This window comes from Mycobacterium sp. WUMAC-067, assembly GCF_020217485.1.
GTDB lineage: Bacteria > Actinomycetota > Actinomycetes > Mycobacteriales > Mycobacteriaceae > Mycobacterium.
Genome location: NZ_JAEKMI010000001.1, coordinates 49,738 through 63,142, shown reverse-complemented (window position 1 = coordinate 63,142; position 13,405 = coordinate 49,738). Strand labels below are relative to the sequence as shown.

Below are 13,405 nucleotides of genomic sequence, written 5' to 3'. Positions count from 1 at the left end.
CCCTGCACTTTAACGCTCACGGAATAAATCGGACCACAGTCCGTTTAGGTCGTGCGAGGATGTATACCAACGACCGAAGGGAACTGCGAGAAGTGGCAATCACAATCTTGGCGTTAGTGGGAAGCCTGCGGGCGGCGTCGATCAACCGTCAGATCGCCGAATTGGCGCGGGCCGTCGCCACCGACGGCGTCACCGTCACGCTCTTCGAAGGGCTCGGTGACCTGCCGTTCTACAACGAGGAGATCGACGACGCGATGAACGCCGACGCGCCGCCGCTGGCTCCGGTGGCCGCGTTGCGCGCCGCGGCGGCCGACGCCGACGCCGCTCTGGTGGTCACCCCCGAGTACAACGGCAGCATTCCGGCGGTCGTCAAGAACGCGATCGACTGGCTGTCGCGCCCCTTTGGCGACGGCGCGCTGAAAGGCAAGCCGCTGGCGGTCATCGGGGGATCCTTCGGCCGGTACGGCGGGGTGTGGGCGCACGACGAGACCCGCAAGTCCTTCGGCATCGCCGGCGCGCGGGTCGTCGAGTCGATCAAACTGTCCGTGCCGTTCACCACGCTGGAAGGCAGGGCCCCCGCCGAGGATGCCGAGCTCTCGGCGAACGTGCGCGATGTGGTGGGCAAGCTCGCCGCCGAAGCCGGCTGATTGGCCGAAGTCGACAAGCCGGCCGGGAGGCGACCAGCGAGGTTGTCGTTGCCGAATAGCCAAAGCCGCCAGCGTCGTCTGGCGGCTTTGCTAGCTGTCGGTGTGCGCGCCGCGGGCGGCGGGGCGAAACCGGGTTGTCGGTGGCCGCTGCTATACCCATACACGGAGGCGCCTTCGTCTCGGCGTGTGATCTGCGACACGCCGGGGCGGGGTGTCTGAATTTGTTCGACACAGGCCTTACGACCAGGGAATTTCAGAAATGTTATTCAGAACATCTTGTATCTCGACATCTTGTCAGCCACTAGGTGTAGTGTTTCGATGCACCGGCGGATCCCAGGATCGCCAAGCCAGCCAGGCTCGGTGAACCCCCGAAATCGACGCGAAGTGGTCGAAGACAGGTCTTCGGCACTGGTCGCCGCACGACGGGAATCTGGGCGCCTGCCGGATCGCTGAACCTAGCAAAGACGCAGTCCAAAAGTAGTTGCCAGTCCATTGGGTCCCCCTCTTCCGCAAAGGAGCGGCATTCTATGAGCATCACCGTGTACACCAAGCCGGCATGCGTGCAGTGCAGCGCCACCTACAAGGCGCTGGACAAGCAGGGCATCGTCTACGACAAGGTCGACATCACGTTGGACTCCGAGGCGCGTGATTACGTGATGGCGCTGGGCTACCTGCAGGCTCCCGTCGTGGTGGCGGGCAACGACCACTGGTCGGGATTCCGGCCCGATCGCATCAAGGCGCTCGCCGCGGTGGAACTCAGCGCGTAAGGCAAGACGTTAGGTAAGGAGGTTGCGGCACCATGGGGCGCAACCTGGTCTATTTCTCCTCCGTGTCGGAGAACACCCACCGCTTCGTGGAGAAGCTGGGGATTCCCGCCACGCGGATACCGCTGCACGGCCGTATCGAGGTGGACCAGCCCTACGTCCTGGTGCTGCCCACCTACGGCGGCGGCCGGGCGACTCCTGACCTCAACGCCGGCGGCTATGTCCCCAAACAGGTCATCGCCTTTTTGAACAATGAACACAACCGTTCGTTGATCCGCGGCGTCATCGCCGCGGGCAACAACAACTTCGGCGCCGAATTCGCCTACGCGGGTGACGTGATCTCGCGCAAGTGCGGCGTTCCGTACCTCTACCGCTTCGAACTAATGGGAACCCAGGACGACGTGGATGCCGTCCGCGCGGGCTTAGCCGATTTCTGGAAGGAACAGACGTGTCAACAACCGTCGCTGCAGAGCCTGTAACCACCGGAGCCCACGCGTTGCCGGGGGAGACGGACTATCACGCGCTCAACGCGATGCTGAATCTGTACGACGCGGACGGCAAGATCCAGTTCGACAAGGACCGCGAGGCCGCGCACCAGTACTTCCTGCAGCACGTCAACCAGAACACGGTGTTCTTCCACAATCAGGACGAGAAGCTCGACTACCTGATCAAGGAGAACTATTACGAGCGCGAGGTCCTCGACCAGTACAGTCGCAACTTCGTCAAGACGCTGCTGGACCGGGCCTACGCCAAGAAGTTCCGTTTCCCGACGTTCCTGGGGGCGTTCAAGTACTACACCTCCTACACACTGAAGACGTTCGACGGGAAGCGTTACCTCGAGCGCTTCGAGGACCGCGTCGTCATGGTGGCGCTGACGCTGGCCTCCGGTGACACCATCCTGGCCGAAAAGCTCGTCGACGAGATCATCGACGGCCGTTTCCAGCCGGCCACCCCGACGTTTTTGAACTCGGGCAAAAAGCAGCGCGGGGAACCGGTGAGCTGCTTTCTGCTGCGCATCGAAGACAACATGGAGTCCATCGGGCGATCGATCAACTCCGCGCTGCAGCTGTCCAAGCGTGGCGGGGGAGTTGCGTTGCTGCTGAGCAACATTCGCGAGCACGGCGCCCCGATCAAGAACATCGAGAACCAGTCCTCGGGCGTCATCCCGATCATGAAGTTGCTCGAGGACTCGTTCTCCTACGCCAACCAGCTCGGTGCCCGCCAGGGCGCGGGCGCGGTGTACCTGCACGCGCACCACCCGGACATCTACCGGTTCCTGGACACCAAGCGCGAGAACGCCGACGAGAAGATCCGCATCAAGACGCTGAGCCTGGGCGTGGTGATCCCGGACATCACCTTCGAGCTGGCCAAGAAGAACGAGGACATGTACCTGTTCTCGCCGTATGACGTCGAGCGTGTCTACGGTCTGCCGTTCGCCGACATCTCGGTCACCGAGAAGTACTACGAGATGGTCGACGATGCCCGCATTCGCAAGACCAAAATCAAAGCGCGCGAGTTCTTCCAGACGCTGGCCGAGCTGCAGTTCGAATCCGGCTACCCGTACATCATGTTCGAGGACACGGTGAACCGGGCCAACCCGATCGACGGCAAGATCACCCACTCGAACCTGTGCTCGGAGATCCTGCAGGTCTCCACGCCGTCGGTGTTCAACGACGACTTGTCGTATGCCAAAGTGGGCAAGGACATTTCGTGCAACCTGGGGTCGCTGAACATCGCCAAGACGATGGACTCGCCCGACTTCGCGCAGACCATCGAGGTGGCGATCCGCGCGCTGACGGCGGTGAGCGATCAGACGCACATCACCTCGGTGCCCTCAATCGAGCAGGGCAACAACGAGTCCCACGCAATCGGGCTCGGCCAGATGAACCTGCACGGCTACCTGGCCCGCGAGCGCATCCACTATGGCTCAGAAGAGGGCGTCGACTTCACCAACATCTACTTCTACACCGTGCTCTACCACGCGCTGCGCGCGTCGAATCGCATTGCGATCGAACGGGGAAGCAAGTTCGGTGGCTTCGAGAAGTCGAAGTACGCCTCGGGTGAGTTCTTCGACAAGTACACCGAACAGGTGTGGGAGCCGGCCACCCCGCGGGTCCGGGAGATCTTCGCCGAGGCGGGCATTCGCATTCCGACGCAAGACGATTGGCGGCGGCTGAAGGAGTCGGTGCAGACGCACGGCATCTACAACCAGAACCTGCAGGCCGTCCCGCCGACGGGGTCGATCAGCTACATCAACCACTCGACCAGCTCGATCCATCCGGTGGCGAGCAAGATCGAGATCCGCAAGGAAGGCAAGATCGGCCGCGTCTACTACCCGGCGCCGTATCTGACCAACGACAACCTGGAGTACTACCAGGACGCCTACGAGATCGGCTACGAGAAGATCATCGACACCTACGCCGCGGCGACGCAGCACGTGGATCAGGGACTGTCGCTGACGCTGTTCTTCAAGGACACCGCCACCACCCGCGACGTGAACAAGGCGCAGATCTACGCCTGGCGCAAGGGAATCAAGACGCTGTACTACATCCGCTTGCGCCAGCTGGCGTTGGAGGGAACAGAGGTCGAGGGCTGCGTGTCCTGCATGCTGTAGGGCACCGACGCACTCTCGGGGAGTGCTTTAGAGGTTGTCGGCGCCCCAGCCGGCAAGCCGGTGTTCGCGCTCGGCGGCATCGATGTCTTCGACCCTCGTCATGATCGACCAGCGGTGCCCGAAGGGGTCGACGATTGAGCCGAACCGGTCGCCGGTGACGAAGGTCTGGGCCGCCTCGCGTACCGTCGCGCCCGCCCTCTGGGCCCGCGCCAACACGTCGTCGACGTCGGTGCAGTACAACGCCATCGAATGGGTCACCGATTCTGTCCGGCCGGGGGCTTCGAGGTGATAGCCGGGGTTGGGATCGGCCAGTTGCAACCTGCCGTGGCCGAAGTCCAGCTCCGCGTGCGCGATCGTGTCATTCGGCCCGGCCATCTTCTCGACGAGTGTCGCACCGAAGACGTCGACGTAAAAGTTGATGGCGGCTTCGGCGCCATCGACGACCAAGAACGGGGTCAAACTCGTGTAGCCCTCGGGAATCGGTTGCACAGTCATGGCAACCAGCTTGGCTAGATTCGTGATGTGCAGGCTTGGAAAAACGCGCCACAGGCGATTGGTCCACAGCCGGGCGTGGTCGGGCGCGCGGGGAGCGCAACGGCGTTCGACCTCCGTCGCCAAGCGCCGTCGGAGGCCGCCGCCAAATTCGTCGAGCATTTTTGGTCGGTGTGCTGGGATCTGACCGGCCAGCCGCCGCGTGAAAGCCAAGTGATCACTTTCCCGTCGATCAACCTCAGCCACGAGTGGGGCACCGACTCCCCGCGCCATGGATTCGCTTTGCCCGCCACCCTGGTACACGGTGTCGTCGAGAGGGTCTTCACCATCACGTTGTCGGGGCGCGGTGCGGTTGTCGGTGCGCGTTTCCGCGCCGGCGGGTTCGCCGCCCGATTCGGACGCGACGCGGCTGCGCTGACCGGCCGAATCGTTCGAGTCGACGATGACTTGTTCAGCGGTCCAATGCTTTTCGATGACGACATCGAGCTCGCCGCCGCGCAACTGGACACGGCGATCGGCGCCGCAACGGTCTCCGACCCGACCTACGAGGCCCTCACGGCGCTGCTACGGCGGATGCACGACGACGACGCTTTGCACCGCGTGGAACAAGTGATGGCTTGCTCGCCGTGGAGCGCGCGAACCACTCAGCGCGTGTTCCGGCGCTACGTCGGTGTGCCGGTCAAATGGGTGCTGTGCCGTTACCGCCTGCAGCAAGCTGCGTTGGCGATCGAGAGCGATCGTCGCGTCGACTTCGCCGAGCTGGCCGTCCGCCTCGGCTGGTACGACCAGGCGCACTTCACCAACGAGTTCCGGTCGATGCTCGGCTGCAGCCCCGGGGAGTACGCCCAGCGGCACCGTTAACCGCGGTGTCCTCGTCCCGCCAGTCTGCCCAGGTCAGAAGCCGCGACGGGGTAAAGTGCGTTTCGTGGTGAGAATGCCTCGACCCTCTAGGCCCCACCCGGCCGCCAAGCCGGGGGCCAAGGTCGACGCGCGCAGCGAACGCTGGCGCGAGCACCGCAAGAAAGTGCGCAGCGACATCGTCGACGCGGCGTTCCGCGCCATCGACCGGCTCGGACCCGAACTGTCCGTGCGGGAAATCGCCGAAGAGGCCGGCACCGCCAAACCGAAGATCTACCGGCATTTTCACGACAAGTCCGACCTGTTCCAGGCGATCGGGGAGCGGCTGCGCGACATGTTGTGGACGGCGATCTTTCCGTCCATCGACCTGAAGACCGACTCGGCTCGCGAGGTGATCCGGCGCGCCGTCGAGGAGTACGCCAACCTGGTCGACAAGCACCCCAACGTGCTGCGGGTCTTCATCCAGGGCCGTTCCGCGGCAAGCCCACAGATCCTCAACGAGGGCCGAGGTATCACCCTCGCCGTGGCCGACATGTTCGACAACGAGTTGCGCGAGATGGAGCTGGACCACGCGGCCGTCGAGCTGGCCGGGCATGCGGCGTTCGGCTCGGCCGCGTCGGCCACCGAGTGGTGGCTGGGTCCCGACCCCGACAGCCCTCTTCGCATGCCGCGCGAGCAATTCGTGGCCCACCTCACGACGATCATGATGGGGGTCATCGTCGGCACCGCCGAGGCGCTCGGCATCCGCATGGACCCTGACCAGCCGATCCACAGCGTGGTCCCGGCCAACCGCGCCGCGGGCTGACCTTTGGCACGTTGACATCGCCCTGGCGATCGTCAACACTCGTCCCAACCGATACCCTGGGTACTGGGTATCTGCGCCAGCGGGGCGGCTACGGCCGAGGATGCCAGCGAGCGCCGACCCGAGACTGGCCCGACGAGAAAGACCGATCGACCGTGACCGACGTCGTGACACACACCGAGACCGCACCCGTCCCCGCGGCCAAGGCCCCGAAGCCCGTCCACACCCGCGCCGTCATCATCGGGACCGGGTTCTCCGGCCTGGGGATGGCCATCGCGCTGCAGAAGCAGGGGGTGGGCTTCGTCATCCTGGAAAAGGCCGACGACATCGGCGGCACCTGGCGTGACAACAGCTATCCCGGGTGCGCCTGCGACATCCCGTCGCACCTGTATTCGTTTTCGTTCGAGCCCAAGCCGGACTGGAAGAACCCGTTCTCCTATCAGCCCGAGATCTGGGACTACCTCAAGGGGGTCACGGAGAAGTACGGGCTGCGCCGCTACATGGAGTTCAACTCGTTGGTGGACCGGGCGCACTGGGACGATGAGGAGCACCGCTGGCACGTGTTCACCGCCGACGGGCGTGAATACGTCGCGCAGTTCCTGATTTCGGGTGCCGGCGCGCTGCACATCCCGTCCATGCCCGACATCGAGGGTCGCGACCAATTCGCCGGTGCTGCTTTCCATTCCGCGGAGTGGGACCACAGCGTCGACCTGACCGGCAAGCGGGTGGCGGTGATCGGGACCGGCGCCAGCGCGATCCAGATCGTGCCGGAGATCGTCGGGCAGGTCGCCGAACTTCAGCTCTACCAACGCACCCCGCCGTGGGTGGTGCCGCGCTCCAACCCCGAGATCCCGCCGGCGGTGCGCCGCGCCATGGAGAACGTGCCCGGCCTGCGGGCGCTGGTGCGACTGGCCATCTACTGGGGCCAGGAGGCGCTGGCCTTCGGAATGACCAAGCGGCCCAACCTACTCAAGTTCATCGAGGCGTACTGCAAGTACAACATTCGTCGATCGGTCAAGGATCGGGAGTTGCGCCGCAAGCTGATTCCCAACTACCGCGTCGGGTGCAAGCGAATCCTGAACTCCTCCACCTATTACGGGGCGATGGCCGACCCGAAGACCGAACTGGTCACCGACCACATTTCGCGGATCACGTCCGACGGCATCGTCACCACTGACGGCACGCACCGGAAAGCCGATGTCATCGTGTACGCCACCGGTTTTCACGTCACCGACTCCTACACCTACGTCCAGATCAAGGGCCTGCACGGCGAGGATCTGGTGGACCGCTGGAATCGCGAGGGCATCGGCGCCCACCGCGGGATCACCGTCGCCGATGTGCCCAACCTGTTCTTTCTGCTGGGCCCCAACACCGGGCTGGGGCACAACTCGGTGGTGTTCATGATCGAGTCCCAAATCCGTTACGTCGCTGACGCGATCGCCACCTGCGACAAGCTGGGCGCGCAGGCGCTCGCCCCGACCCGGGCCGCCCAGGACGCGTTCAACGACGAGCTGCAGCGCAGGCTGGGCCCGTCGGTGTGGAACAGCGGCGGCTGCAGCAGCTGGTATCTGGACGAGCACGGCAAGAACACCGTGCTGTGGGGCGGCTACACCTGGGAGTACTGGCGGGCGACCCGCTCGGTCAAGCCCGCGGAATACCAGTTCTACGGCGTCAGCACGGGCAGGCACGCGGCCCCCGTGCGAAGTTGAACCACACCGTTTGGGTACTTTGGCCGCCGCCCGGCGTTACAGTTTCAGGGAAATGAGCGCCTATCAGACGGTCGTGGTCGGCACCGATGGCTCGGACTCGTCGCTGCGCGCGGTGGATCGCGCAGCGGCGATCGCCGCGGATCACGGCGCGAAACTGATCGTTGTGACGGCGCATCTCCCCGTCCCCCAGGAACGCGGCCGCTACGCCATCCCGCCGGGGAGCGACCACGGCCAGGACTATCGGACGGTTGGGGAGGCCCCGTACTACGCGATCCTGCAGAACGCCAAGGAACGGGCGCACCAAGCGGGGGCCAGGAACGTGGAGGAGCGGTCGATCGTGGGTGCCCCGATCAACGTGCTGGTGCAGCTGGCCGAGGAGGTCGGCGCCGACCTGATGGTGGTGGGCAACGTCGGGCTCAACAGCGTCGCCGGGCGGCTGCTGGGATCGGTCCCGTCCGAGGTCTCCCGCAGGGTCAAGACCGATGTCCTGATCGTCCACACCGCCAACTGAATCATCCGAAGGTCAGCGGGTGAGCAGCTCCTTGAAGGCGCGCGCGGCCGCGTCGACGCCGGCGGCGTCGTCGGTGGCCACGAGATCCAGTAGCAGGCCGCGGATTACGGCCAATCCCAACCTGGCCAGGGCGGGGTCGAACGCGGCGCCGGCGACGGTCGCGGCCTCTTCCAGCCACCCGTCGACGGCGCCGGGAACCATTGCGGCAAAAGGCTTTTCGCCCTGGGCGGCGCGGGCGTAACACTCGAAGAAGAGACGCTCGAACTGTCGCAGTTCGGGCCGACGGAGATCTGACCACATGGCGGCGAAGCTCTCGGCCGGGTCGGTGGGCAGTTCGGCCAGCAGCCCCATCTGGCGGCGCTCGACCTCCTCGACGATCGCCACAAGCATGTCTTCACGAGAACCGAAGTGGTGCAACAACATTCGGTGGCTCGTGCCGACCGCGTCGGCCACCGCGCGCAGCGACCGGTCGCCGATGCCACCGGCGCCGAACTCGGTGACGAGGGCATCGAGGAGTTGGCGGCGCCGCTCGGTGTCAGGGGTGCGTGCCATCGGCGCGGCTGAGTTGCTCGGAGCGGGCCTTGAGGCCTTCGGCCTCGAGTTTGAGGTATCGCTGGGTCATCGATCGCATGAGCCGTCCGACGAGGGCGCCGAGCACGCCGTTCTGGTCGATGCGCTGGCGCACCAGGGTGCCCCCGCCCGGCTGGGGGATCACGTCGTGGCGGGCGCTGGCCGTCGCGCCGGGAGCGCGCTGCACCCACGTCCAGGACGTCCCCGGGTCGAGTTCGGTGATCGTCCACACCAGCTTCGACATGCGTGGCTGTTTGATCGCGAACCGCTTGCCGACCGCGAGCCCGGGCCCGTCCACCGCGGCCAGCGACGTCACCGAGGCCGTCCATTCGGGCCAGCGCTCGACGTCGCTGAAGACCTTCCACACCAGGTGCGCCGGCGCGTCGATCTCGACGCTGTCTTCGGTAATCATGTACCAAATGGTACATACTGTGCCCGATTTTGCCCACGCCGCGCCGGCCGACGCGCGCATACTGGAGAAGGAAGTAAATCCGGCGGCCCGCGGGCGTCCGCGACACGCAAAAACACAACTTCTTGTGTTGCGCTCGGTTGTCGTACCCCAGGGGTAGTGTCTGGAGCCTGACGTCCCTCAGGCAAAACGGCGTGTGAAGCGGGGTTCTGGTGACCGAGAACATGAAGCTGATTGACCGCGTTTCGGCGATCAACTGGAACCGGCTGCAGGACGAAAAGGACGCGGAGGTGTGGGACCGGCTCACCGGCAACTTCTGGTTGCCCGAGAAGGTGCCGGTGTCCAACGACCTGCCGTCGTGGGGCACCCTGACCGCCCACGAAAAGCAGATGACCATGCGGGTGTTCACCGGCCTGACGTTGCTGGACACCATCCAGGGCACGGTCGGGGCGGTCAGCCTCATTCCCGACGCGCTGACCCCGCACGAGGAGGCCGTCTACACCAACATCGCCTTCATGGAGTCGGTGCACGCGCGCAGCTACAGCAACATCTTCTCCACGCTGTGCTCGACGGCCGAGATCGACGACGCGTTCCGCTGGTCGGAGGAGAACCCCAACCTGCAGCGCAAGGCCGAGATCGTCATGCAGTACTACAAGGGCGACGAACCGCTCAAGCGCAAGGTCGCCTCCACGCTGCTGGAGAGCTTCCTCTTCTACTCCGGCTTCTACCTGCCGATGTACTGGTCGAGCCGGGCCAAGCTGACCAACACCGCCGACATGATCCGGCTGATCATCCGCGACGAGGCCGTCCACGGCTACTACATCGGCTACAAGTACCAGCGCGGCCTGGCGCTGGTCGACGACGCACGCAAGCAGGAGCTCAAGGACTACACCTACGAATTGCTCTTCGAGCTCTACGACAACGAGGTGGAGTACACCCAGGACCTCTACGACGAGGTCGGGCTCACCGAGGACGTCAAGAAGTTCCTGCGCTACAACGCCAACAAGGCGCTGATGAACCTCGGCTACGAGGCGCTGTTCCCGCGCGACGAGACGGACGTGAACCCGGCGATCCTGTCGGCGCTCTCACCCAACGCCGACGAGAACCACGACTTCTTCTCCGGTTCGGGCTCGTCGTACGTGATCGGCAAGGCCGTCGTCACCGAGGACGAGGACTGGGACTTCTGAGCTGAGCGGTTTGTGAACGCCGCGTGAATTGTGGCCGGGGCGCGGCGGCCCGGTGGCGCCGTCGGCCCGGTAGCCGGGAGACTGGTGGGCGTGGCGATTACCCCATCCTCTACGGCCGCTTTTTTCCGTTCGGTGATCCAGTGGCTGCAATGCGGCTACCCCGACGGCGTTCCCGGACCCGATCGCGTCCCGCTGTTGGAGCTGCTGCGCAGCACGCCCCTGACCGAGGATCAGATCAAGGAAGTCGTCGACGCGATTGACGAGGAAACCAAGCCGGGCGACGAGATCAACCGCGACGTCATCGCCGATTTCATCTCCGACATGACCCACTACGACGCCGGTCCGGAGAACATCGCGCGGGTGGCGGCCCGGCTGGCCGCCGCGGGTTGGCCGCTGGCGGGCATCACGCACCCGACCGACGCGGCCGAGGACCCCGGCGCGGCCAACGGCAAGCCCGAACCGGCCCCCAACACGGTTTCCTGAGCCGCTACAGCTTCGAGATGTCGATGACGAAGCGGTAGCGGACGTCGCTGGCCAGGACGCGCTCGTACGCCTCGTTGATGTAGTCGGGGTCGATGACCTCGATTTCGGGCGTGACGTTGTGTTCGGCGCAGAAGTCCAGCATCTCCTGGGTCTCGGCGATCCCGCCGATGTTCGACCCGGACAGGCTGCGGCGCGCCAGCGCCAGCGGGAACGCCCCCACCTCCATGGGGTGCTCGGGGATGCCCAATTCGACGAGGGTGCCGTCGACGTCGAGCAGGCTCAGGTAGTCGTTGAGATTCAGGTTCGCCGAGACGGTGTTGAGCATCAGGTCGAAGCTGCTGCGCAACTTCTTGAAGGTCTCGCGGTCGGCGGTGGCGTAGTAATGCTTGGCGCCCAACCGCAGCCCGTCTTCCATCTTCTTCAGCGACTGCGACAGCACGGTGACCTCGGCGCCCATCGCCGCGCCCAGCTTGACGCCCATGTGCCCCAGACCGCCCAGGCCGATGATCGCCAGTCGCGTGGCGGGCCCGGCCTTCCAGTGCCGCAGCGGTGAGAACAGCGTGATGCCGGCGCACAGCAGCGGCGCCGCCTTGTCCAGCGGCAGCGAGTCGGGGATGCGCAAGACGAAGTTCTCGTCGACGACGACCGCCTGGCTGTAGCCGCCCTGTGTCGACGTGCCGTCCTTGTCGATCGAGTTGTAGGTGAAGGTCGCGCCGTTCTTGCAGTACTGCTCGAGCCCGGCGTCGCAGCTGCTGCACTGGCCGCAGGAGTTCACCATGCAACCCACGCCGACGTGGTCGCCCACCTTGAACTTGGTGACCTCGGCGCCGACCTCGGTCACGACGCCGGCGATCTCGTGGCCCACGACCACGGGGTAATTCGGTGTGCCCCATTCGCCTTTGGCCGTGTGGATGTCGGAGTGGCAGATGCCGGCGAACTTGATGTCGATGGCCACGTCGCGCGGGCCCGGGTCGCGCCGCTCGATGGTGGTCTTGGTCAGCGGTTCGGTCGCCGACGTGGCGGCGTATGCCGAAACAGTGCGCATGAATTTCCCTCTTCGGTCTGATGGCTTCGACCAAAATTTTAGCTAGGGTAACGTTCTTCCGCCAACTATCGGGGTGAACATCACGTTCCGACGACCGTGCCCGGCGTCAGTTGATGGGGGCGTTCATCAGGCGCAGGTCGTCGACGATGCCGCGGGCCGCGATCAACCCCTCGCCGGTTTGCCAGATCTCGTCGTTGACGACATAGACCCGGTTGTCGCGGTTGGCGGACAGCTTGCGCCACGGGCCGCTGTCGAGGACCGTGGCGGCCCGATCGGCGGCCGCCGGGGAGGCGCACGACAGGTACACCACGTCGGCGTCGGCGATCGACAGATCCTGGTCCTTCGCGAGATCCGCGTCGGTGGCGCCGATCTCGACGTAGGGCTTGTCGGTGAACCGCTGCGCGGCCGGCCGGTCCACGCCGACCGACCCGAGCACGCTGGCCGGGAAGTTGTTGCCGCCGTAGACCCGGATCGTCCCGGTGGTCAGCTGCACGATCGACGCCTGAAAGTGGGAGGCGTCATGCCGCGCGCCCACGTCGGTGGCCCGTTGCGCAAACCCGCTGAGCAACGCGTCCATCGCGGTGCCGCGCGCGGTGGCGGCGCCGACGGCGCGCAGGTTGTCCTCCCAGGCTGCGCCCGGTGCGCCGGTGAACACCGTGGGGGCGATCGCCGCCAGCTGCGGATACAACGTGGGCGTCAACCCCTGGGAGCCCAGGATCAGGTCGGGGTGGGCGGCCTCGATCGCCTTCACGTCCGGGTGCGACCGCGTCCCCGCGCCGGGCACACCGTGCACCGCACCACCCAAATACGGGGGCTGACCCGGCGAACCGTCCGGCAACGCGGCGGCGACCACCCGCGATTGCAGGCCCAGCGCGCACAACGCGTCGAGCTGGTCGCCGGAGAGCACCACGATGCGCCGCGGGTCGGCGGGCACCTGCACCACGTCCGGCTCGACCCCGGCGGCGTTGTGGACGCGCCGCTTCGCGGCGCCCGCGTCGGCCTCGGCGGCGTCGCGGGCGCACGAATCGTCAGGCCGGCGGTCGTTTCCCAGCACGCCGGCCCCCGCGATCTGCGTGGTGGGGGTGATCAGCGAACGGGCCGGCGGCGTGGCGGCGCGCTTGTCGGATCCGCAGCCGGCGCACGCCGCGACGACCGCCGCCGTCACCGCGGTGGCAACAGCTATCCGGGAGGCCAGCCGGGCGGGTCTGATCACGCCGAACAACACGCGTCAGACGCTAACATCCGGCCCGCGTGGCGATCGCGAGCGCGGCGGAGCCGGGCGAAGCGGGTCGCCACCATCGACCCCTGCCGGCG

General features: G+C 65.8%; 15 protein-coding genes. 10 read left to right on the top strand and 5 right to left on the bottom strand.

Features of this window, described 5'->3' with window-relative positions; all coding sequences use genetic code 11:
* Window positions 1–92: 92 nt before the first annotated feature.
* The 4 genes from JF781_RS00320 (at window position 93) to nrdE (ending at window position 4,025) form a co-directional block, all read left to right on the top strand.
* Window positions 93–647 carry an NAD(P)H-dependent oxidoreductase gene (locus tag JF781_RS00320; RefSeq protein WP_225341130.1) on the top strand — a complete coding sequence of 185 codons (555 nt, stop codon included), beginning with the start codon at window positions 93–95 and terminating at the stop codon, window positions 645–647.
* 527 nt (window positions 648–1,174) lie between these two features.
* On the top strand, window positions 1,175–1,414 hold the full coding sequence (locus JF781_RS00315; protein WP_064936759.1) for a redoxin NrdH: 240 nt from the start codon (window positions 1,175–1,177) through the stop codon (window positions 1,412–1,414).
* Window positions 1,415–1,446: 32 nt separating this feature from the next.
* On the top strand, window positions 1,447–1,890 hold the full coding sequence (gene nrdI / locus JF781_RS00310; RefSeq protein WP_225326510.1) for a class Ib ribonucleoside-diphosphate reductase assembly flavoprotein NrdI: 444 nt from the start codon (window positions 1,447–1,449) through the stop codon (window positions 1,888–1,890).
* Between the two features lie 17 nt (window positions 1,891–1,907).
* Entirely contained in the window at window positions 1,908–4,025 is a 2,118-nt protein-coding gene (gene nrdE / locus JF781_RS00305; protein WP_225326588.1) for a class 1b ribonucleoside-diphosphate reductase subunit alpha, read from the top strand.
* Between the two features lie 27 nt (window positions 4,026–4,052).
* On the opposite strand, the gene JF781_RS00300 is transcribed toward nrdE, so the two are convergent.
* Window positions 4,053–4,520: a glyoxalase/bleomycin resistance/extradiol dioxygenase family protein gene (locus JF781_RS00300; RefSeq protein ID WP_225326511.1), complete on the bottom strand. Its 468-nt coding sequence runs from the start codon at window positions 4,518–4,520 to the stop codon at window positions 4,053–4,055.
* Window positions 4,521–4,547: 27 nt separating this feature from the next.
* On the opposite strand from JF781_RS00300, the gene JF781_RS00295 reads away from it, so the two are divergent.
* The 4 genes from JF781_RS00295 to JF781_RS00280 all read left to right on the top strand — a co-directional run bounded on the left by JF781_RS00295 (window position 4,548) and on the right by JF781_RS00280 (window position 8,397).
* Entirely contained in the window at window positions 4,548–5,378 is an 831-nt protein-coding gene (locus JF781_RS00295) for a helix-turn-helix domain-containing protein (protein ID WP_225326512.1), read from the top strand.
* Between the two features lie 73 nt (window positions 5,379–5,451).
* A complete protein-coding gene (locus JF781_RS00290; protein ID WP_255640590.1) occupies window positions 5,452–6,180 on the top strand; it encodes a TetR/AcrR family transcriptional regulator in 729 nt (242 codons plus the stop codon).
* A 152-nt stretch (window positions 6,181–6,332) separates the two neighbouring features.
* Window positions 6,333–7,886, top strand: coding sequence for an NAD(P)/FAD-dependent oxidoreductase (locus JF781_RS00285; RefSeq protein WP_225326514.1), 1,554 nt, complete (start codon window positions 6,333–6,335; stop codon window positions 7,884–7,886).
* A gap of 52 nt (window positions 7,887–7,938) precedes the next feature.
* Window positions 7,939–8,397 (top strand): universal stress protein, encoded by a 459-nt coding sequence (locus JF781_RS00280; RefSeq protein ID WP_225326515.1) that lies wholly within the window; start codon window positions 7,939–7,941, stop codon window positions 8,395–8,397.
* 12 nt (window positions 8,398–8,409) lie between these two features.
* Here JF781_RS00280 and JF781_RS00275 read toward each other — a convergent pair whose 3' ends face one another.
* Complete coding sequence (locus tag JF781_RS00275) at window positions 8,410–8,949, bottom strand: TetR/AcrR family transcriptional regulator (protein WP_225326516.1); 540 nt, start codon at window positions 8,947–8,949, stop codon at window positions 8,410–8,412.
* Entirely contained in the window at window positions 8,933–9,379 is a 447-nt protein-coding gene (locus JF781_RS00270) for an SRPBCC family protein (protein WP_225326517.1), read from the bottom strand. Before JF781_RS00270 ends, JF781_RS00275 begins: the two co-directional genes overlap by 17 nt.
* Before the next feature lie 209 nt (window positions 9,380–9,588).
* On the opposite strand from JF781_RS00270, the gene nrdF reads away from it, so the two are divergent.
* Both nrdF and JF781_RS00260 read left to right on the top strand, forming a co-directional pair.
* Entirely contained in the window at window positions 9,589–10,563 is a 975-nt protein-coding gene (nrdF, locus tag JF781_RS00265) for a class 1b ribonucleoside-diphosphate reductase subunit beta (protein WP_225326518.1), read from the top strand.
* A gap of 132 nt (window positions 10,564–10,695) precedes the next feature.
* On the top strand, window positions 10,696–11,046 hold the full coding sequence (locus tag JF781_RS00260; RefSeq protein ID WP_225326589.1) for a DUF3349 domain-containing protein: 351 nt from the start codon (window positions 10,696–10,698) through the stop codon (window positions 11,044–11,046).
* 4 nt (window positions 11,047–11,050) lie between these two features.
* Here the strand turns inward: JF781_RS00260 and JF781_RS00255 are convergent, their stop codons facing one another.
* Together JF781_RS00255 and JF781_RS00250 are read right to left on the bottom strand one after the other, a co-directional pair.
* Entirely contained in the window at window positions 11,051–12,091 is a 1,041-nt protein-coding gene (locus JF781_RS00255) for an NAD(P)-dependent alcohol dehydrogenase (protein WP_225326519.1), read from the bottom strand.
* Between the two features lie 106 nt (window positions 12,092–12,197).
* On the bottom strand, window positions 12,198–13,316 hold the full coding sequence (locus JF781_RS00250) for an iron-siderophore ABC transporter substrate-binding protein (protein WP_225326520.1): 1,119 nt from the start codon (window positions 13,314–13,316) through the stop codon (window positions 12,198–12,200).
* Between the last annotated feature and the right edge of the window lie 89 nt (window positions 13,317–13,405).